Source organism: Thiohalophilus sp., assembly GCF_034522235.1.
In the GTDB taxonomy this organism is placed as follows: Bacteria; Pseudomonadota; Gammaproteobacteria; order UBA6429; family Thiohalophilaceae; genus Thiohalophilus.
In genome coordinates this window covers 587,215-604,087 of the sequence record NZ_JAXHLN010000003.1, presented here as the reverse complement: position 1 = coordinate 604,087, position 16,873 = coordinate 587,215, and the positions used below count along the sequence as shown (strand labels likewise).

The 16,873-nt window shown below is 58.5% G+C and carries 18 protein-coding genes and 1 pseudogene; 2 read left to right on the top strand and 17 right to left on the bottom strand.

Translation table 11 applies throughout. The features are described from left to right. Positions 1–17: 17 nt before the first annotated feature. The 3 genes from glcF to U5J94_RS05810 all read right to left on the bottom strand — a co-directional run bounded on the left by glcF (position 18) and on the right by U5J94_RS05810 (position 3,999). Positions 18–1,235 carry a glycolate oxidase subunit GlcF gene (gene glcF / locus U5J94_RS05820; RefSeq protein WP_322564700.1) on the bottom strand — a complete coding sequence of 406 codons (1,218 nt, stop codon included), beginning with the start codon at positions 1,233–1,235 and terminating at the stop codon, positions 18–20. Positions 1,236–1,450: 215 nt separating this feature from the next. Next, positions 1,451–2,509, bottom strand: a complete 1,059-nt coding sequence (glcE, locus tag U5J94_RS05815; RefSeq protein WP_322564699.1) for a glycolate oxidase subunit GlcE — start codon at positions 2,507–2,509, stop codon at positions 1,451–1,453. A gap of 2 nt (positions 2,510–2,511) precedes the next feature. Beyond that, positions 2,512–3,999: an FAD-linked oxidase C-terminal domain-containing protein gene (locus U5J94_RS05810; RefSeq protein WP_322564698.1), complete on the bottom strand. Its 1,488-nt coding sequence runs from the start codon at positions 3,997–3,999 to the stop codon at positions 2,512–2,514. Positions 4,000–4,258: 259 nt separating this feature from the next. Between U5J94_RS05810 and U5J94_RS05805 the strand changes: the two genes are divergently transcribed. Both U5J94_RS05805 and U5J94_RS05800 read left to right on the top strand, forming a co-directional pair. Beyond that, positions 4,259–5,281, top strand: a complete 1,023-nt coding sequence (locus tag U5J94_RS05805) for a YeeE/YedE family protein (protein ID WP_322564697.1) — start codon at positions 4,259–4,261, stop codon at positions 5,279–5,281. Positions 5,282–5,389: 108 nt separating this feature from the next. Beyond that, the gene (locus U5J94_RS05800) at positions 5,390–6,025 is read left to right on the top strand and encodes a carbonic anhydrase (protein ID WP_322564696.1); all 636 of its coding nucleotides are present in this window, start codon (positions 5,390–5,392) and stop codon (positions 6,023–6,025) included. A gap of 182 nt (positions 6,026–6,207) precedes the next feature. Here U5J94_RS05800 and U5J94_RS05795 read toward each other — a convergent pair whose 3' ends face one another. The 14 genes and pseudogenes from U5J94_RS05795 to U5J94_RS05735 all read right to left on the bottom strand — a co-directional run bounded on the left by U5J94_RS05795 (position 6,208) and on the right by U5J94_RS05735 (position 16,873). Continuing rightward, positions 6,208–6,528 (bottom strand): hypothetical protein, encoded by a 321-nt coding sequence (locus tag U5J94_RS05795; protein WP_322564695.1) that lies wholly within the window; start codon positions 6,526–6,528, stop codon positions 6,208–6,210. A 163-nt stretch (positions 6,529–6,691) separates the two neighbouring features. Further along, positions 6,692–6,943: a GlsB/YeaQ/YmgE family stress response membrane protein gene (locus U5J94_RS05790; protein ID WP_322564694.1), complete on the bottom strand. Its 252-nt coding sequence runs from the start codon at positions 6,941–6,943 to the stop codon at positions 6,692–6,694. A 13-nt stretch (positions 6,944–6,956) separates the two neighbouring features. After that, positions 6,957–7,172, bottom strand: a complete 216-nt coding sequence (locus U5J94_RS05785; protein ID WP_322564693.1) for a DUF3185 family protein — start codon at positions 7,170–7,172, stop codon at positions 6,957–6,959. A gap of 130 nt (positions 7,173–7,302) precedes the next feature. Then, positions 7,303–7,533 (bottom strand): type II toxin-antitoxin system RelE/ParE family toxin, encoded by a 231-nt coding sequence (locus tag U5J94_RS15255; protein WP_416224043.1) that lies wholly within the window; start codon positions 7,531–7,533, stop codon positions 7,303–7,305. Next, positions 7,518–7,706 carry a hypothetical protein gene (locus U5J94_RS05780; protein WP_322564692.1) on the bottom strand — a complete coding sequence of 63 codons (189 nt, stop codon included), beginning with the start codon at positions 7,704–7,706 and terminating at the stop codon, positions 7,518–7,520. The genes U5J94_RS15255 and U5J94_RS05780 overlap by 16 nt, the downstream gene beginning before the upstream one ends. A 160-nt stretch (positions 7,707–7,866) precedes the next feature. Beyond that, the gene (locus U5J94_RS05775; RefSeq protein WP_322564691.1) at positions 7,867–8,325 is read right to left on the bottom strand and encodes a hydrogenase maturation protease; all 459 of its coding nucleotides are present in this window, start codon (positions 8,323–8,325) and stop codon (positions 7,867–7,869) included. After that, positions 8,322–9,620, bottom strand: coding sequence for a Ni/Fe hydrogenase subunit alpha (locus U5J94_RS05770; protein WP_322564690.1), 1,299 nt, complete (start codon positions 9,618–9,620; stop codon positions 8,322–8,324). Before U5J94_RS05770 ends, U5J94_RS05775 begins: the two co-directional genes overlap by 4 nt. Then, the gene (locus U5J94_RS05765) at positions 9,620–10,399 is read right to left on the bottom strand and encodes a hypothetical protein (protein WP_322564689.1); all 780 of its coding nucleotides are present in this window, start codon (positions 10,397–10,399) and stop codon (positions 9,620–9,622) included. The genes U5J94_RS05770 and U5J94_RS05765 overlap by 1 nt, the downstream gene beginning before the upstream one ends. A 1-nt stretch (position 10,400) precedes the next feature. Further along, complete coding sequence (locus tag U5J94_RS05760) at positions 10,401–11,234, bottom strand: FAD/NAD(P)-binding protein (protein ID WP_322564688.1); 834 nt, start codon at positions 11,232–11,234, stop codon at positions 10,401–10,403. Beyond that, complete coding sequence (locus U5J94_RS05755) at positions 11,231–12,343, bottom strand: 4Fe-4S dicluster domain-containing protein (protein ID WP_322564687.1); 1,113 nt, start codon at positions 12,341–12,343, stop codon at positions 11,231–11,233. Before U5J94_RS05755 ends, U5J94_RS05760 begins: the two co-directional genes overlap by 4 nt. Positions 12,344–12,421: 78 nt before the next feature. Next, positions 12,422–12,685, bottom strand: coding sequence for a hypothetical protein (locus tag U5J94_RS05750; RefSeq protein WP_322564686.1), 264 nt, complete (start codon positions 12,683–12,685; stop codon positions 12,422–12,424). Between the two features lie 275 nt (positions 12,686–12,960). Beyond that, positions 12,961–14,037: a class II fructose-bisphosphate aldolase gene (gene fba / locus U5J94_RS05745; protein ID WP_322564685.1), complete on the bottom strand. Its 1,077-nt coding sequence runs from the start codon at positions 14,035–14,037 to the stop codon at positions 12,961–12,963. A gap of 68 nt (positions 14,038–14,105) precedes the next feature. Next, positions 14,106–15,566, bottom strand: coding sequence for a pyruvate kinase (pyk, locus tag U5J94_RS05740; RefSeq protein WP_322564684.1), 1,461 nt, complete (start codon positions 15,564–15,566; stop codon positions 14,106–14,108). A 123-nt stretch (positions 15,567–15,689) separates the two neighbouring features. After that, positions 15,690–16,873: pseudogene (locus U5J94_RS05735) on the bottom strand (phosphoglycerate kinase).

The following is a 16,873-nucleotide window of genomic DNA, read 5'->3' as shown; positions in this document are numbered from 1 at the left end:
CGGATTGTCCCGGGGAATTATTGATCCGCCGTGTCGAGCAGTTCAATCCAGTGTTTCACCGGCTTGCCGGCTTTGCTGGCCAGGTGCATCTGACAACCGATATTGGCGGTAGCGATCACATCCGGCTCATCACCTTGCAGGGCGGTGAGTTTGTTATCCAGTAGTTGTTGCGACAGCGCCGGCTGCAGGATCGAGTAGGTCCCGGCGGAGCCGCAACACAGATGGGCGTCGGGTACCGCGGTAAGGGTGAAGCCGGCGTTTTGCAGAATCGTTTCCACCACACCGTGTACCTGCTGGCCATGCTGCAGGGTGCAGGGGCTGTGAAAGGCCACCTTGCTGTAGCCCGAGTTGTTATCCAGCTGCGACAGATCCTCGTCACGCAGCACTTCGCTGATATCCCGGGTCAGGTCACTGACCCGCGCGGCCTGTTCGGCCCAGGCGGGATCATGTTTGAGCAGATCGCCGTACTCCTTGACCATGGCGCCGCAGCCGCTGGCGGTGATGACGATCGCCTCGGCACCGGCTTCAATATGGGACCACCAGGCGGCGATGTTGCTGCGCATAAAATCCAGCCCCTCTTCTGTCGCCGACAGATGATGGCTGACCGCGCCGCAACAGCCCGCCCGCTCGGCGCTGATCAATTCAATACCCAGCCTGTTCAGCACCCGTGCGGCGGCGGCATTGGTATTGGGGGTGGAAACACTCTGCACGCAGCCCTCAAGTACCAGCATCTTGCGCGCATGCGTTTGCTCGGGTCTCGATATGGGGGTTTGCAGTGTCGGTATCTGATTGCGCAGCGCAGCCGGCATGACGTTCCTGAAAAGATTACCGGCTCTGACCAACGGCGCAAAACGTTTTGGATAAGGGACCACCTTGCGCAATAGCCAGCGCTGCAGGGTTTCGAACTTGCCGCGCCCAACCTTCTCCTCGACAAGTTCGCGGCCGATCTCCGCCAGCCGGCCGTAACGCACGCCGGACGGGCAGGTGGTCTCACACGCCCGGCAGGTCAGACACCGATCCAGATGTTGCTGGGTTTTGTGCGTGACCGCATTCCCCTCCAGCACCTGCTTGATAAGATAAATCCGTCCACGCGGCCCATCCAGTTCATCCCCCAGCAGTTGATAGGTCGGGCAGGTGGCGGTACAAAAACCGCAATGCACACAGGCGCGCAGGATGTCGTTGGCTTCCTGTCCCTGGGGGGTCTCTAAATACTGTTGGCTCAGGTTGGTCTGCATGGTTACCTTTGTCTGCCTTGTTGCATCCCCCAAAAAAAGTGACGAGGTACGAGGGACGAGTTACGAGGAAAGCCTTCACCACGAAGTCACGAAGACTCGAAGTAAACCAATAACCCTTCGTGGCTTCGCGCCTTCGTGGTTCAATTTCCGATTCCCGACTCCCGATTACTGATTACTGACTGCCCTCTGCCAACTGCCCTCTGCCAACTGCCAACTTAGATTGTTTTATACATCCGCCCCGGATTGAAAATGCCCCGGGGATCGAAGGCCTGTTTCAGATTGCGCTGCAGTTTCATCAGGCTCTCGGGTAACGGGTGAAAGACGTCCAGGTTGCCGGGCTCGCCGCGATAGAGTGTCGCATGGCCGCCGGCTTTTTCCGCCGCCTTGCGGATCCGCCCGGCCGGCTCGTCGGATACCAGCCAGCGTTGCGCCCCGCCCCACTCATACAGCCATTTGCCCTTTAACGGGATGGGCGGCGTGGTGGAGGCCAGTGACAAACGCCATAACGGTTTGTTGCTGGAGAAAAAGGCGTGTTGCTGTTCCTTGAGTTTGTGCCACCAGGTCCGGGTCGGCGGCACTTCCTCCCCGCCGAGCACCTTGCGCGCAGCGGCAAGGGTCCCTTCAGTGCCGGACAGGCGTACATAGAGACTCGCGCCGTCGTAACAGGTGGCCGAGATGGGCAATGATTGCTGCGCCCACTGGTTCATGCGTTTGATCGCTGTCTCCTCGGAACACTCCTGGACCAGGGTCTGTTCACCTTCGGGACGGGGCAGTACCTTGAGCGAGACTTCGAGCAACACCCCCAGCGTCCCCAGCGCCCCGGCCATCAGGCGCGAGACATCGTAACCAGCCACGTTTTTCATCACCTCGCCGCCGAAGTGCAGGATCTCGCCCTTGCCGTTGATCAGTTTACAGCCGAGGACAAAGTCGCGTGCCGCCCCGGCCGTGGCACGCCGCGGCCCGGACAGGTTACAGGCCACGGTGCCGCCCAGGGTGGCCCCTTCCCCGAACTGCGGCGGCTCGAAGGCGAGCATCTGGCCCTGTTCGGCGAGAGTCTGTTCGATGGCTTCCAGCGGGGTGCCGGCACGCGCGGTCAAGACCAGTTCGGTCGGCTCGTAGGTCACAATGCCCGTGTGATCGGCCAACTCCAGCGGCGTCCCCGAGACATCCTGTCCATAGAACGCCTTGCTGTTGCCGCCGCGAATCGCCAGCGGCTGATGCTTCTCCAGGGCGGTTTGCACCTGCTGTTGTAACTGTTCGCTGATGTCGGCCATGCTCAGAACCGATCCAGTTCGGGAAACGGCAGCTCGCCGTGGTGCACATGCATGGCACCGAACTCGGCACAACGATGCAGGGTGGGAACGGCCTTGCCGGGATTGAGCAGGCCTCTGGGATCGAAGGCGTTTTTAATGGCGTGGAACTGGGTCAGCTCCCGGGCATCGAACTGGACGCACATCTGGTTGATCTTCTCCATGCCGACACCGTGTTCACCGGTGATGGTGCCACCGACTTCCACGCATAATTCCAGTATCTTGCCACCGAACTCCTCGGTGCGTTCCAGCTCGCCCGGTTTGTTGGCATCGTACAGGATCAACGGATGCAGGTTGCCGTCGCCGGCATGAAAGACATTGGCTACGCGCAGATCATACTCTTTGGATAATTCGGCCATCTTGCCCAATACTTCGGGCAGATGTTTGCGCGGGATGGTGCCATCCATGCAATAGTAATCGGGCGAGATACGGCCCACCGCCGGGAACGCCGCCTTGCGGCCCTTCCAGAAATTCATTCGCTCTGCATCGCTGCTGGCGGTGCGCACTTCGGTGGCACCGGTGTGATTCAATATCTCGCGTACCTGATAAACATGGGCCGAAACCTCTTCGTTGGTGCCATCGAGTTCACACAACAAAATCGCGTCGGCACCAACCGGATACCCGGCATGCACAAAATCTTCCGCGGCCTGAATGGCCAGTTTGTCCATCATCTCCAGTCCGGCGGGAATAATCCCGGCGGAGATAATATTGCCCACCGCTTCTCCCGCCCTGACGACATCATCGAAGGCGGCCAGTATCACCTGGGCGCGATCCGGTTTGGGCAGTAACTTCACGGTCACTTCCACGATCACCCCGAGCATGCCTTCGGAGCCGGTCATCAATGCCAGCAGATCATACCCGGGCGCATCCAGTCCGCTGCCGCCGAGGGTCAGCAGCTCGCCGTCAATGGTCACCACTTTCAATTGCTGGATGTTGTGTACCGTCAGACCATACTTGAGACAATGCACCCCGCCGGCATTCTCGGCCACGTTGCCCCCGATGCTGCAGGCAATTTGCGAGGAGGGATCCGGGGCGTAATACAGACCGTGTTGGGCCACCGCCTCGGAGATCGCCAGATTGCGTACCCCCGGCTGCACCCGGGCAATACGCTGCTGGGGATCCACCTGCACAATCCGGTTAAACCGCGCCAGACTCAGCAAAACCCCCTGCTCGTGCGGCAAGGCCCCGCCCGACAGACCGGTACCGGCACCGCGCGCCACCACGGGCACCTCAAATTCGCTGCAGGCTTTTAAAATGGTCTGAACCTGCTCGATGGTATCGGGTAATACCACCGCCAGCGGCAACTTGCGATAGGCCGACAGTCCGTCGCATTCATAGGGGCGCAGATCCTCATCGCTGTATAACACCTGCTCGGCCGGCAACAATGCCTTGAAGCGGCGAAGCAGTTTTTCGCGAATCTGCGGGGAACTGTGTTGTGCGGTGCTGGCGTTCATACTGAACCATCAATGGGTGCAGGGAATAGCCCCTGCAAATACAGGTTATGGATCATAACGAACAGGCATTCTACCCCTGTTACGACAGCGGTGAAACCATGGGTGCAATGTACCCATGCAGGTCCCACTGTTTGTTATCAGACAGGAGAATGATACAAGGCTGATAGTGATTTTTCGGTCTATTTCCCTGCACATGATGGTGTCATCAGGGCGAATTGGGTAACATTCACGGCCAGAAAAAATACCATCAGGGGGAAGCATGTTCGAGGATGTCACCAATTATCTGATCGCCGGCGGCCTGCTGGCCGGTCTCTTCTACGGCCTGGTTGCCAGACACTTTGATCTGGATATGATGCAGGCGGTGCGCAATGTCTATCGCCAGGCCAGTCACCGCCAGTTGCTGGCCGTGGCCACGGCCATGCTGGTGGCGATCCTCGGCACCGGGTGGCTGGAAGCGTCCGGCACGGTGGATATCGCCAGTGCCGGCTATCGCAACGGCCAGTTTGACTGGCTGGGCGTCCTGCTCGGTGGCCTGCTGTTCGGCATCGGGGCCAGCCTCGGCGGGCAGGATGCGGCGCGGGTCTTCGTCAACGCCGCCGGCGGCGATCTGCGGGCCCTGCTGGTGCTGTCGGTGTTCATCATTTTCGCCACCATTACCCAGTTCGGCCTGCTCGAGTCGGTGCGGCTGTGGCTCACCGGCCTGACCGCCATCCACCTGACCGGCGGCGACGCCGGGATCGCCAGCATTCTCGGGCTGCCCGGCTGGCTGGTGGTCCTGGTGATCGGCGCGCTGCTGGCCGGCTATATTGCCCTGCGCTGGAAGCGGGGTGGGCAGATCTCCCTGCTGGTCGCCGGCGGCATCATCGGCCTGATCACCGTGGCCAGCTGGTATGTCACCGGGGTGCTGGCCTTTGACGACTTCAACCCCAGGGCGCCGTCGGGCATCACCGCCTCCGGCCCCATGTCCCGAATCGGCATGCTGGTGATCGCCGGCGACACCCCGCGCTTCTCCTATGCGGTCTCCTTTGTCGTGGGCCTGGCGGCTATCGGCTTTGTCTATTCCGTGGTCCGCGGCCAGTTCCGCTTTACCCCCATCCCCGGCGGCAAGCTGGGCAGCTCGATTCTGGGGGCGGCGCTGATGGGGATCGGCGCCACCGTCGCCTATGGCTGCAACATCGGCCAGGGCCTGACCGGCTTCTCCACCCTGTCGCTGGAATCGCTGCTGGCCGTGGTGGGCATGTTCCTCGGCGTCATGATCGCGGCCAAAAAACGCTGGGAATAACCGCTGCCGACGGGCAAAAACCGGGCGCGGGATGATGTTTTCCCCCGCCCGAATCGGCTATCATTGGGCCACTTTCCATAGATAATAATCGATAGGTCAGGATAGCCAATGCACTCTGCTTGCGATGCCCTGAAACAACTGCGCGAAGGCAATGAACGCTTCACTGCCAATGTTCGCAGTATCGACTCCCTGTTGAGTTATACCCAGCGGGCCAATCTGGCAAAAAGCCCGCAGGAACCCATTGCCATCATCCTGGGTTGCTCCGATTCGCGCGCCCCGGCCGAGCTGGTCTTCGATCAGGGCCTCGGCGATCTGTTCGTGATCCGGGTGGCCGGCAACATTGTCGCCCCCTCCCAGGTGGGCAGCGTGGAATTCGCCGCCGATCGCTTCGGCACCAAGCTGGTGGTGGTCCTGGGCCACTCCAACTGCGGCGCCATTACCGCCACCCTGGACGAACTGCAGCGCCCCACCGAAAACCAGTCCCCGAATCTACACTCCATCGTCAGCCGGGTCAGTCCGGCGGTGCGCAACCTGCTCGACATTAACCCGGACATGCCCCGGGAAGAGCTGATCGACAAGGCCGTGCGCGCCAACGTGCGCGCCTCCTGCGATCACCTGCGCCACGGCTCGGCCATTCTCGAGGAACTAATCGCCAACAACGGCCTGCTGGTCGTCGGCGCCGAATATTGCCTGGAGACCGGCAAGGTCGACTTCTTCGACGACGTGCCGGCGGAGTGTGAATAACGCTCATCTCTCCAGGTCACTGGAAAAAACGCGGAGAGCGCGGAGGCGTTTATGCCCGTTGTTTGGGTGCAAAGGCGCGGAGAAAAGATTTTATAATTTCGCCTGAAAATCCTTTCGCAGATTCAATTCGATAAGGGCTTTGCCCCGAATGGCATTAACCCTTCCGTCCGTCTTCTCCGGTGTTACCCATGATTCTCAGGATTTATGTTTTCTTTGAGTTCATTAGATAGCCCCTGGATGTCCGACTCATCAACCAGTCCTTCCTTTCGTAGCATCATAAGCTGTAGCGTAGCTTTTGACCGACTATGGCCATCAAAAAGCAAAGCAATCCGCTTATCGTAGTTCTCAATTAATTTATATAAATATAGATATTTCTCATGATTTGTTGGCATATCTCTACTCGCCAAACCCTCTGAAACATCTTGTAATATAGTTCCGCAGAAGCGCTCCAATGCCGCTTCTTTTATTTTCTTAAATTTCTTCCAGTCTGATTCGGAGATCATTTTTCGTTATTGATGCGTATTGTGTGAAACAATAACCCAATCCGGAGTGAGTGTTGATTGTTGATCTCTGAAAGTCAAAAGGCAATACCTGACCTCGGTGGTTGCAGGATTCCCGATCCCCGTACCTCATTTTGGCGTCGGCTGGATGGGCTTGTTATGGGAGCTAGGCCTTCTTAATAACACCAATTAAAAATAACAAAATAACAGCGCCAATAGTGGCCATAATGATAGAGCCTAAAAACCCGCCTGTTGTTATGCCAAGCAAGCCGAATACAAAGCCGCCCACTATGGCACCAACAATTCCTACGATCATATTTCCTATGACACCAAATCCTCTTCCCTTAACGATGGTGCCAGCAAGCCACCCAACCAGCGCGCCAACAGCTAGAAATATTAATAAGCTAATAATATCCATGTTTCCTCCAGTATTATTTTTTAGCGAATAGGTAGATGCCAACAACAAAACTTATGGCGCCAGCAATGTAGAAAGTCATTACCTTGTCTGTATCTGAACCTGTTACTGCTTGTGTTATTTCTGATCCGACAGAACCAGATAATTGATACCCCCATATTGCAAGGCCAATTCCTAAAACTACCAGGACAATACCAATAATTTTCATTGTGGTTCCTGAATGCATTTCCATGTTGATCTCCAGTAGCTGAAGAGGTTCAAGGGGTCAGATTACTTGCTTCTATACTTTCATCAAACCGATCTGAGATATTTTCAAGCAGTCTCTTTCCATGGATCACTGCAACTATCAAAACTCTATTCCGTTAAATTTGATATATCAGGCGATAACTGTAAATAAATCGCTCTCGTATGCTCTCGTCATCTATCTCGGGAACAATGCGTCCTATCAGGGGAAATTCACCCGTGCACCGGGAAATCGACAACGTTTCTGTGACAACAGCCCGCGCATAATACTCAGAATCCCGCGCAATATATTCAGCGATGGCCTTAAGATCCTCAATGGCCTCTGGCGACCACCTTACTTCGAGGTCCATTTACTGAACTGCCTCTCAGCTTCAGCCTGGCCAATTGTACCTTCCTTATCGGCGCGTTCGATCCCTCTGTGGATTTTTTCCGCCACGTAAAGATGATACTGAACATCTTCCAATGAACAATCATCCGGCAGCTTATCAATTAGAGCCTTTACTTCGTCTTTTGCAGTATTCATATTTTTTTACCTCTTGTCTTCACGCACATAATGGTGATTTAGACAGAATCTGCCTATCCCAGACCCGGGTCCTGATATTACAGAAATTACCCATAATCCTAGCAGGGAGGATGGATTTTTTCGAGGTTACCCTGTTGTTGTTTTGTCGGTCTATCAGGGTTTACCCTGATACCACTTCACTCAACTCATCCACCACCCACTCAATAAGCTTGTCCGCTTCGCTAGCCTCGAATGCCACCTCCGGCTTGTCCCCGGCATCCAGACCCACCAGGACGAGCTCCTCAGGAAGCTGCCCCATGGCGCGGGCCAGCGCAACCGCCTCGGCCACACCAAAGTTATGGCTGGAAAGCCCTGCCGCCTGTTCACCGACCTGTCCAGCATCCAGCCGGATCACCGTCCCGCGCGGCTTGCCGGCCTGCACCGCGTCAATGAGAACAACCCGTTCGTAACCCTGAAGAGTTTCGATCAGACCGGCACCGGGACGATCCAGTTTGCTGAACTGGCACTGCGACAACATGGCGTCCGCTTGTGAATGCTCCTGTAATGCATCAATCACCTGCCACCCCAGCTGATCGGCGCCGAAGGGCGAGCCGATCCCCGCCACCAGGATGGTTTTCACTGCCGGTCGACCCGGATCTTGAGAAAGTGGGTGGAGCAGGAGATACAGGGATCGTAGTTGCGGATCACGCTTTCGGCGCGCAGGCGCAACGCATCGTCATCGTTGTGCAAACCGTAAGCTTCGAGGGACTGGCGCAGGTCCTGTTCGATGCGCGCCTGGTTCTGGCTGGTGGGCGGAACGATGTTCGCTTTTAACACCATCCCTTCGCCATCCAGATCATAACGGTGCCAGAGGATACCGCGCGGGGCCTCGGTGCAACCGTAACCGGTCCCGGCGTTGGGTTCGATGAACTCGGCGCTTTGTCCGGGGCGTTGATAGTTGTCCAGAAGGCGCACGGCTTCATGGAGGGCGTAATACAACTCGATGGCGCGGGCGATGATCGAATGGAACATGTTGCGGCTGGGGAACGCGATCCCGGTTTGTTCGATCAACGCCTGAACCGGTTCAGGCAGTTTGTCCCGGTTCAGGTTGAGCCGGGCCAGCGGGCCGACCAGGTAGGGTTGATCGTCCAGCAGGGCATGAAAGGAAGTCGAGTGCGGCACCTGGAATTCGCGAAAGTGCTGTTCATACTCGTCGATGGCGATATCCAGCCCGGCATCGGAAACCAGCCGCCCACCATACATGGGATAGTCCTGCTCGTGGCGCAGTGCCACGCTGATAAAGTCCTGCTGATCGTCGGGCAGGGCCAGCCCGGCGGTCCAGTGAACCAGGGCCTCGGCCTCGGGCAGCGCCGCCTGCAAATCCTGGCGCAGACTCTCGACCTTCTCTGGCGCCGGTTCATGATGAAAACCACCCACACAGACGCCGACCGGGTGTACCGAACGGCCCCCGAACAGGCTGATCAGCCGGTTGCCCAGGGCCTGCAGCTGCAGGCCGCGGCGTACGGCATCGGGATGCGCCCCGGCCATTTCGATCGCATTGTTAAACCCGAGAAAATCGGGCGCCGCGAGCAAGTGAATATGCAGGGCGTGACTCTGGATCCATTCGCCGCAATACATGGCCCGGCGCATGGCCATCACCCAGTCACTGACCGGTGTGGCAAAGATATTCTCGATCGCCTGCACGGCGCTCATCTGGTAGGCCACCGGGCAGATACCGCAGATGCGCGCGACCATGTCCGGCACTTCGCTGTAGTTATGCCCTTCGAGAAATTTTTCGAACAACCGCGGGGGTTCGAAGATACGCAGGCGCATTTGCTCGATGCGGCCTTCGCGGGCTTCCAGTTCCAGGGCGCCCTCGCCCTCGACCCGCGCCAGCACCGGCACATTGATGCGAATGTCGCGTTGCTCGTCCATTACTCGTCCTGTTTCCAGTGTTGCCCGGCGGCAGTGAAGGGCTCGGCACCGCTATTGATAAAATGAAAACGGCGACCGACGGTCACAGGCAACAGGCCCAGTTGACGAAACGCCTCACCCAGCGCTTCGGTATTGCTGTTTTCGGCCGGACCATAACAGGCGTAACAGTCACGCCCCAGCGACGGACAGATAGCGCCGCAACCGGTCCGGGTGACCGGTCCCATACACGGCTCTCCCTTGGTCACCATGACACAGACATTCAGCTGGCGTTTGCACTCCAGACAAACCTTGTCCTGTTCCACGACCGGCACGGCGCCATGCAGCAACGATCGAATCGCGCCCATCACCTGACGGCCGTTGACCGGGCAGCCCCATAATTCATGATCCACCTTGACGTGATGCGAAACGGGCGTGGAGGTCGCCAGGCTGTCGATATACTCCGGCGAAGCATACACATCGGCCAGCCATTGCTCGCCGTCGGCCAGGTTGCGCAGGGCCTGCAATCCCCCGGCGGTAGCGCAGGCACCAATGGTAATCAGATACTTCGAATTACGACGGATAGCCTGGATACGTTCCTCATCATGGGCGGCACAGATGCTGCCTTCGACAAAGGCGATATCGACCTCCGCTTCGGGGTTCATCGGCCCCGCCTCGGCAAAATGCACCAGCTCGACCTGCTGCGATAACGTTAACAGCGCTTCGCCGGCATTCAAAAAGGCCAGCTGACAACCGTCGCAGGAGGCGAATTTGTGCACCGCCACTTTCGGTTTATCGCTCATCCTAGAATCCTCTTATCCCCAGCAGCGGTTTGATTTCCGGATAATTGAAGACCGGCCCGTCTTTGCAGACAAAGTTCGGTCCGTGCTGGCAATGGCCGCAATGACCGACTGCGCACTGCATGTTGCGCTCCATGCTCAGCCAGATAGACGGCTCGGGCACCTGGCGCGGTAACAGTTCCTTGAGCGCGGCGATCATCATCCCTTCCGGGCCGCACATCATGACACTGCAGTTTTGCGGATCGAAATCGATCTCGCTGACCAGCTCGGTGATATGCCCGGTCGCCCAGGGCCAGCCCTGCCCGCCCTGACTGGCCGCCAGCACCACCTGGGTATCCGGCATGCGGTTCCAGGTTTCATACTTCTCGCGCCAGATCAGGTCATTGGCATGCTTGACGCCCTGCATGATGATCAGTCGTCGAAAGCGCTCGCGGCGGTTCAGCACATAATTGATCACCGAGACCACCGGGGCGCAACCCAACCCGCCCGTGATAATCACCATATCCTTGTCTTCTGCCTGTTGCATGGGCCAGCCGCGCCCGAATGCACCGCGCACACCGATCCGATCACCCTGTTTCAGTTCAGCCAGAGTATGGGTCACCCGACCCAGACGACGAATGGTGTGATCGTAGGCGTGTTCATCCTCCGGATCCGAGACGATCGAAATCGGGATTTCCCCTACGCCATACACATACAGCATATTGAACTGGCCCGGATCAAACCGGTAGGCCGCATGCATCTGCGGATCGGTAAAGCGCAGGCGCAGGGTAAAAATATCGCGCCCCTCTTCCAGGCGCTCGAATATCTCGGCTTCATGCGGTAAATAGGCTGAACTCATGCGTCATCGCTCCCGCATATGACCTGCAACTCCTCGGTGACATCGATACCGACCGGACACCAGGTGATACAGCGGCCGCAACCGACGCACCCGCTGCGTCCGTACTGATCGTGCCAGCTGCCGAACTTGTGGGTCAGCCACTGACGATAGCGCTCGCGGGTCTGCTGGCGAATCGTCAGGCCATGAATATAACTGTGGCCGGCGGTAAAACAGGAGTCCCACTGGCGCACGTGTTCCGAACTGCCGCCGTCCAGCGGGGCCAGCTCTTCCTCGCTGTGGCAAAAACAGGTCGGGCAGACCGAGGTACAGTTACCGCAGGAAAGACAACGTCCGGCAACCTCGTTCCAGCGTTCGTGTTCGAGATTGGAAAACAGGGCGTCACGCAACTGTCGGCCCGGCACCTGTCTCAACTGTTCATGCGCCTTTTCCTGCTGTATCTCGATGGCCTCCCGATGCCCGTCGGTCACCGGAATCAGGTTGAGCCGCGCCATGACCGCCTCGCCCTCCGCGGTGCCGGCCTGGATCATGAATCCGTCATCCAGTTCGTCGAGCAGCAGGTCATAACCCTGTTTTGCCACCGGGCCGTCACCGGTGGACGCGCAAAAACAGGTCGAGGCCGGATGCGAACAATTGACCGCCACCAGCAGCAGGTTTTCACGCCGCGCGGCATAGGCGGGATCGGGGTATGAGCTCCGCAGAAAATGCTGATCCTGCAAGGCCAGGGCGGCCAGATCACAGGCGCGTACGCCGATGATCGCCCGTCTGGGCGGATCAGGCGGGGTTTCTTCGAAGTTCAGTCGACCGGTTTCATCGCGGTTGACCCGCCACAGGGTCTCGCGCGGAGCAAACAGGAAGGGCTTCAGGGCCTGCGGGCCATTGGCCCAGGCAAAATCGCGCGGGCTATCGTGGACCTCGCCGCAATATTCCGCCGGGTACTGGTTGACCTTGATCCCGCGGGGTAACTGGTCGACGTCGTCGAGACGATCGTAAATGATGGCATCATCACGCCACCGGGGGCCAATGCACTCGTAGCCTTCGGCCTCCAGGGCCTGCAGCAGCATCGGCAGACGTTCACGTAGTAAAAAGGCGTGGTTATCGTTCGCTCCCATCCCCGCATCCCGGCATCCCCAGAGACTTCAAGAGTAGCCACTGCGCCGCGACGGCGTCAAACAATTCCCGCCCGGGAATTACCCTTTTACCGCCTGTTCCATGCGGGCCATAGCGGCCTGCCAGGCTTCGTCGTGGATCCGGTTATCCGCCATCATCTCCATCAGGCCGTAGGCCAGCTGCCGGTTCTCCGGCGTAAACTCCTTGAGCTTGCCCAGCATGTACATATGCCCGGTCTTCTCCACGTTCAGGGTGGAAACCAGCGCGAACAGTAACAACGACTGCCCCGAACGGGGATCGGTCTCGATGATCGACGTCACCTGTTCCAGTACATCATTCGACATAGCTATACCTGATTTATTTTTGTTTTACCGCAGAGACGCCTCGATATAATTTTGAATGTTGAATTTTAAGTTTTGAATTTTTGTATTGGCAGGAGTACTGGCTGGTTCAGTAAACCACGACCGGAACAATCCTTTGCAGACTGCCACTAACTAACTGTCAATTCAAAATTCAGCATTAAAAATTCAAAACTATTTTTGGCGCCTCTGCGGTGAAAAGCTTTTAAACAAAAAAGGCGGGCCGAGGCCCGCCTTTGATACAGCGATAGTCCGTTGACTTAAGCCGCCTTGGACTTGATCTTCGGGTCCAGCTCGCCGGAGGCGTAGCGTTCGACCATTTTTTCCAGGCTGGTCACGTCGATCTTGCTGGCATTGCCGGCACAACCGAAGGCTTCGAAGCGGGCCTTGCAGATTTCCTTCATGGCGGCGGTGGAAGCCTTGAGGAATTTGCGCGGATCGAAGTTGCTGGGGTTGTCGGCCAGGTGCTTGCGAACCGCACCGGTGGAGGCCATGCGCAGGTCGGTGTCGATGTTGACCTTGCGTACGCCGTGCTTGATGCCTTCCTGGATTTCGTGCACCGGTACGCCATAGGTTTCGCCCATGTCGCCGCCGTAGTTGTTGATGATTTCCAGCCACTCCTGCGGAACGGAAGAGGAACCGTGCATAACCAGATGGGTGTCCGGAATCCGCTCGTGGATTTCCTTGATGCGATCGATACGCAGGATTTCACCGGTCGGCTCCTTGGTGAACTTGTAGGCGCCATGGGAGGTGCCGATGGCGATAGCCAGGGCGTCCACGCCGGTCTGGGCCACGAAGTCCGCCGCCTGTTCCGGGTCGGTCAGCAGCATGTCCATGTCCAGCTTGCCTTCGGCGCCGTGGCCGTCTTCTTCGCCCATTTCACCGGTTTCCAGCGAGCCCAGGCAGCCCAGTTCGCCTTCGACGGAAACCCCGCCGGCGTGGGCCATTTCCACGACCTTGCGGGTCACGTCGACATTGTATTCATAGGAAGCGGGGGTCTTCATGTCTTCCATCAGGGAACCGTCCATCATGACCGAGCTGAAACCGGACTGGATGGAACGCAGGCAGACGCCCGGGGCAGAGCCGTGGTCCTGGTGCATGACGACCGGGATATGCGGGTACATTTCCAGCGCGGCGGTGATCAGGTGACGCAGGAACGGTTCACCGGCATAGGAGCGCGCGCCGGCGGAACCCTGCATGATGACCGGGCTGTTGGTTTCATCGGCAGCCTGCATGATGGCATGCACCTGCTCCATGTTGTTGACGTTGAACGCCGGCATGCCGTAACCAACTTCGGCGGCATGATCCAGCAATTGACGCAGTGAAATCAGGGCCATTTTCGGGACCTCCTTAAATGTGTGTTTCCGACTATTTTACTATGTTAAATCTTATCTTATAAGTGCGATTATTCGAGCGTGGCATCCTGATCGATGCCGTCCACATCGCCCACCCGGACGATGGTCATGGCATTGGTGCCGCCCCGAACGCCCATCAGGTCGCCCCGGGTAATCAAGACCAGGTCGCCGTCGCGCACCGCGCCACGGCGCAGCAACTCATCAATGGCTTCCCGGTTAACGGCGGAGCGATCCAGATCGGGCGGTACATCAAAACTGACCGGATAAACCCCGCGGTAGAGAGTCACCTTTCTACGCGTCTCCACATAGCTCGTCAAGGCGTAGATGGGGATCCCCGAGCTGATACGGGACATCCAGCGCGTCGTTGAGCCTGACTCGGTCAGGGCGGCGATCGCCTTCACCCCCAGGTGGTTGGCGGTATACATCGCGGCCATCGCAATCGCCTCGTCGATGCGTTTGAAGCGGGTATCGATGCGGTGGTCGGAGCGCTTGGCGGTGCGCTGTTTTTCGGCCTCGCGGCAGATCCGGTCCATGGCCGCGATGGCGCTGTCCGGATAGCGGCCGCTGGCGGTCTCGGCCGAGAGCATCACCGCGTCGGTGCCGTCCAGCACGGCATTGGCCACGTCGAACACCTCGGCGCGGGTCGGGATATGGCTGGTGATCATCGACTCCATCATCTGGGTCGCGGTAATCACCACCCGGTTCATGGCGCGGGCCTTGCTGATCAGCTCTTTTTGCACCGGCGGCAGGGCGGCATCGCCGATTTCCACGCCCAGATCGCCGCGGGCGATCATGATCACATCCGCCGCCTCGATGATCTCCTCGATCTTGTTCAGGGCATCGGCCCGCTCGATCTTGGCGACCACATGGGCGGTACTGCCCGCCGCCTCGATCAGATGGCGGGCCTCGTTGACATCCGCGGCGTTACGCGGAAAGGAGACCGCGATGTAATCAGCCTTCATGGCTGCAGCGGCCTTGATGTCCTCGCGATCCTTGTGGGTCAGGGCCGGGGCCGACAGGCCGCCGCCCTGCTTGTTGAGGCCCTTGCGATCCGACAGCTCGCCGCCGACCACGACCCGGCAATGCACCTCGGGCCCCTCGATGGAATCGACCCACAACACGATCCGCCCGTCGTCCAGCAGCAAGGTGTCGCCCCGGTTTACGTCCTCGGGCAACTCCTTGTAGGCCATGCCGACCCGCTCATGGGTGCCGGCTTCGGGATCCAGTTTGCCATCAAGGATGAAGATTTCGCCGTCCTTGAGCGTAATCTTGCCGTCCTTGAAACGTTCGATGCGGATCTTCGGCCCCTGCAGATCGCACATGACCCCGACCTGGCGACCGTGGGCGCGGGCCCGGTTGCGGATCTTGTCGGCCCGATCGATGTGCTCTTCCGGGCTGCCGTGGGAGAAATTGATCCGGGCAACATCCACCCCGGCCTCGATGATCTTGTCCATGACCTTCGGATCATCGGTAGCAGGGCCAAGCGTGGCAACAATTTTGGTTCTTCTCATAAGTCTAGTGACGGGTTCCTGTTACCGGCTGGCAAATCCGCCGATTGGATAATTGATAGCAGCTGGCCGCAGTCCGGCCAGCTCTCATACGACTCGTTACTCGTTCCTCGTAACGCGTCACTGTTATTTTTTGGCTCGCTCTTCCAGCATGGCCACCGCCGGCAGGGTCTTGCCTTCCAGGTATTCCAGGAACGCGCCACCGGCGGTGGAGATGTAGGAGACCTTGTCATAGATATCGTACTTCTGGATTGCCGCGATGGTATCGCCGCCCCCGGCCAGGCTGAAGCCTTTGGCGTTGGCGATGGCCATAGAGATGGTTTTGGTGCCTTCGCCGAACTGATCGAACTCGAACACGCCAACCGGACCGTTCCAGACAATGGTACCGGCCTGGGCGATCTTGTCTGCCAGTTGTTTCGCAGAATCAGGACCGATATCGAAGATCATGTCGTCGTCGGCCACTTCATCGACTTTTTTCAGCACGGCCGGTTCGTTTTCATCGAAGTTCTTGCCGACCACCACGTCGGTGGCAATCGGGATACTGGCGCCGGCCGCCTCGGCCTTTTGCATCAGTTCTTTGGCCGTGTCGACCAGGTCATCCTCGCACAGGGACTTGCCCACCGGATGCCCGGCCGCCTTGAGGAAAGTGTTGGCGATACCGCCGCCGACGATCAGCTGGTCCACCCTGGTGGACAGCGCTTCGAGCACGGTCAGCTTGGTGGAGACCTTGGAGCCGCCGACGATGGCGATCATCGGCCGGGCCGGATCGGCCAGCGCCTTGGCCAGCGCTTCCAGCTCCTCGGCCAGCAGCAGACCGGCGCAGGCGGTCGGGGCAAACTTGCCGACGCCGTGGGTGGAGGCCTGGGCGCGATGCGCGGTGCCGAAGGCATCCATCACGAACACATCGCACAGGGCGGCATATTTTTTCGCCAGTGTTTCATCATCTTTTTTCTCGCCGGTGTTGAAGCGCACATTCTCCAGCAGCACGACTTCCCCCCGGCCGGCTGCGGATCGTTTTCCAGGTAATCCTTGACCAGGCGAACTTCCTTGCCCAGCTTGGCGGACATGTCATCGGCAATCGGCGCCAGGGAGTTTTCCTCGTCCGGCACCCCTTCTTCGGGGCGGCCGCGATGGGACATGACCATCACCGCCGACGCACCCGCTTTCAGGCAGTGTTCGATGGTCGGCATGGAAGCGGTAATCCGCGCATCGGAAGTGACCTTGCCGTTTTTTACCGGCACATTCAGATCGGCGCGAATCAGTACTCGCTTGCCGGACAGATCCAGATCCGTCAACTTGATAAATGACAT

Excerpts from the sequence above, each read along its gene's own strand:
- U5J94_RS05760 (WP_322564688.1), bottom strand. The coding sequence starts at position 11,234 with ATGAGTTCAGCCTATTTACCGCATGAAGCCGAGATATTCGAGCGCCTG.
- U5J94_RS05750 (WP_322564686.1), bottom strand. The coding sequence starts at position 12,685 with ATGTCGAATGATGTACTGGAACAGGTGACGTCGATCATCGAGACCGAT.
- U5J94_RS05770 (WP_322564690.1), bottom strand. The coding sequence starts at position 9,620 with ATGGACGAGCAACGCGACATTCGCATCAATGTGCCGGTGCTGGCGCGG.
- U5J94_RS05790 (WP_322564694.1), bottom strand. The coding sequence starts at position 6,943 with ATGGATATTATTAGCTTATTAATATTTCTAGCTGTTGGCGCGCTGGTT.
- U5J94_RS05780 (WP_322564692.1), bottom strand. The coding sequence starts at position 7,706 with ATGAATACTGCAAAAGACGAAGTAAAGGCTCTAATTGATAAGCTGCCG.
- fba (WP_322564685.1), bottom strand. The coding sequence starts at position 14,037 with ATGGCCCTGATTTCACTGCGTCAATTGCTGGATCATGCCGCCGAAGTT.
- glcF (WP_322564700.1), bottom strand. The coding sequence starts at position 1,235 with ATGCAGACCAACCTGAGCCAACAGTATTTAGAGACCCCCCAGGGACAG.
- U5J94_RS05800 (WP_322564696.1), top strand. The coding sequence starts at position 5,390 with ATGCACTCTGCTTGCGATGCCCTGAAACAACTGCGCGAAGGCAATGAA.
- U5J94_RS05805 (WP_322564697.1), top strand. The coding sequence starts at position 4,259 with ATGTTCGAGGATGTCACCAATTATCTGATCGCCGGCGGCCTGCTGGCC.
- U5J94_RS15255 (WP_416224043.1), bottom strand. The coding sequence starts at position 7,533 with ATGGACCTCGAAGTAAGGTGGTCGCCAGAGGCCATTGAGGATCTTAAG.
- U5J94_RS05765 (WP_322564689.1), bottom strand. The coding sequence starts at position 10,399 with ATGAGCGATAAACCGAAAGTGGCGGTGCACAAATTCGCCTCCTGCGAC.
- U5J94_RS05755 (WP_322564687.1), bottom strand. The coding sequence starts at position 12,343 with ATGGGAGCGAACGATAACCACGCCTTTTTACTACGTGAACGTCTGCCG.
- glcE (WP_322564699.1), bottom strand. The coding sequence starts at position 2,509 with ATGGCCGACATCAGCGAACAGTTACAACAGCAGGTGCAAACCGCCCTG.
- U5J94_RS05785 (WP_322564693.1), bottom strand. The coding sequence starts at position 7,172 with ATGGAAATGCATTCAGGAACCACAATGAAAATTATTGGTATTGTCCTG.
- U5J94_RS05795 (WP_322564695.1), bottom strand. The coding sequence starts at position 6,528 with ATGATCTCCGAATCAGACTGGAAGAAATTTAAGAAAATAAAAGAAGCG.
- U5J94_RS05810 (WP_322564698.1), bottom strand. The coding sequence starts at position 3,999 with ATGAACGCCAGCACCGCACAACACAGTTCCCCGCAGATTCGCGAAAAA.
- pyk (WP_322564684.1), bottom strand. The coding sequence starts at position 15,566 with ATGAGAAGAACCAAAATTGTTGCCACGCTTGGCCCTGCTACCGATGAT.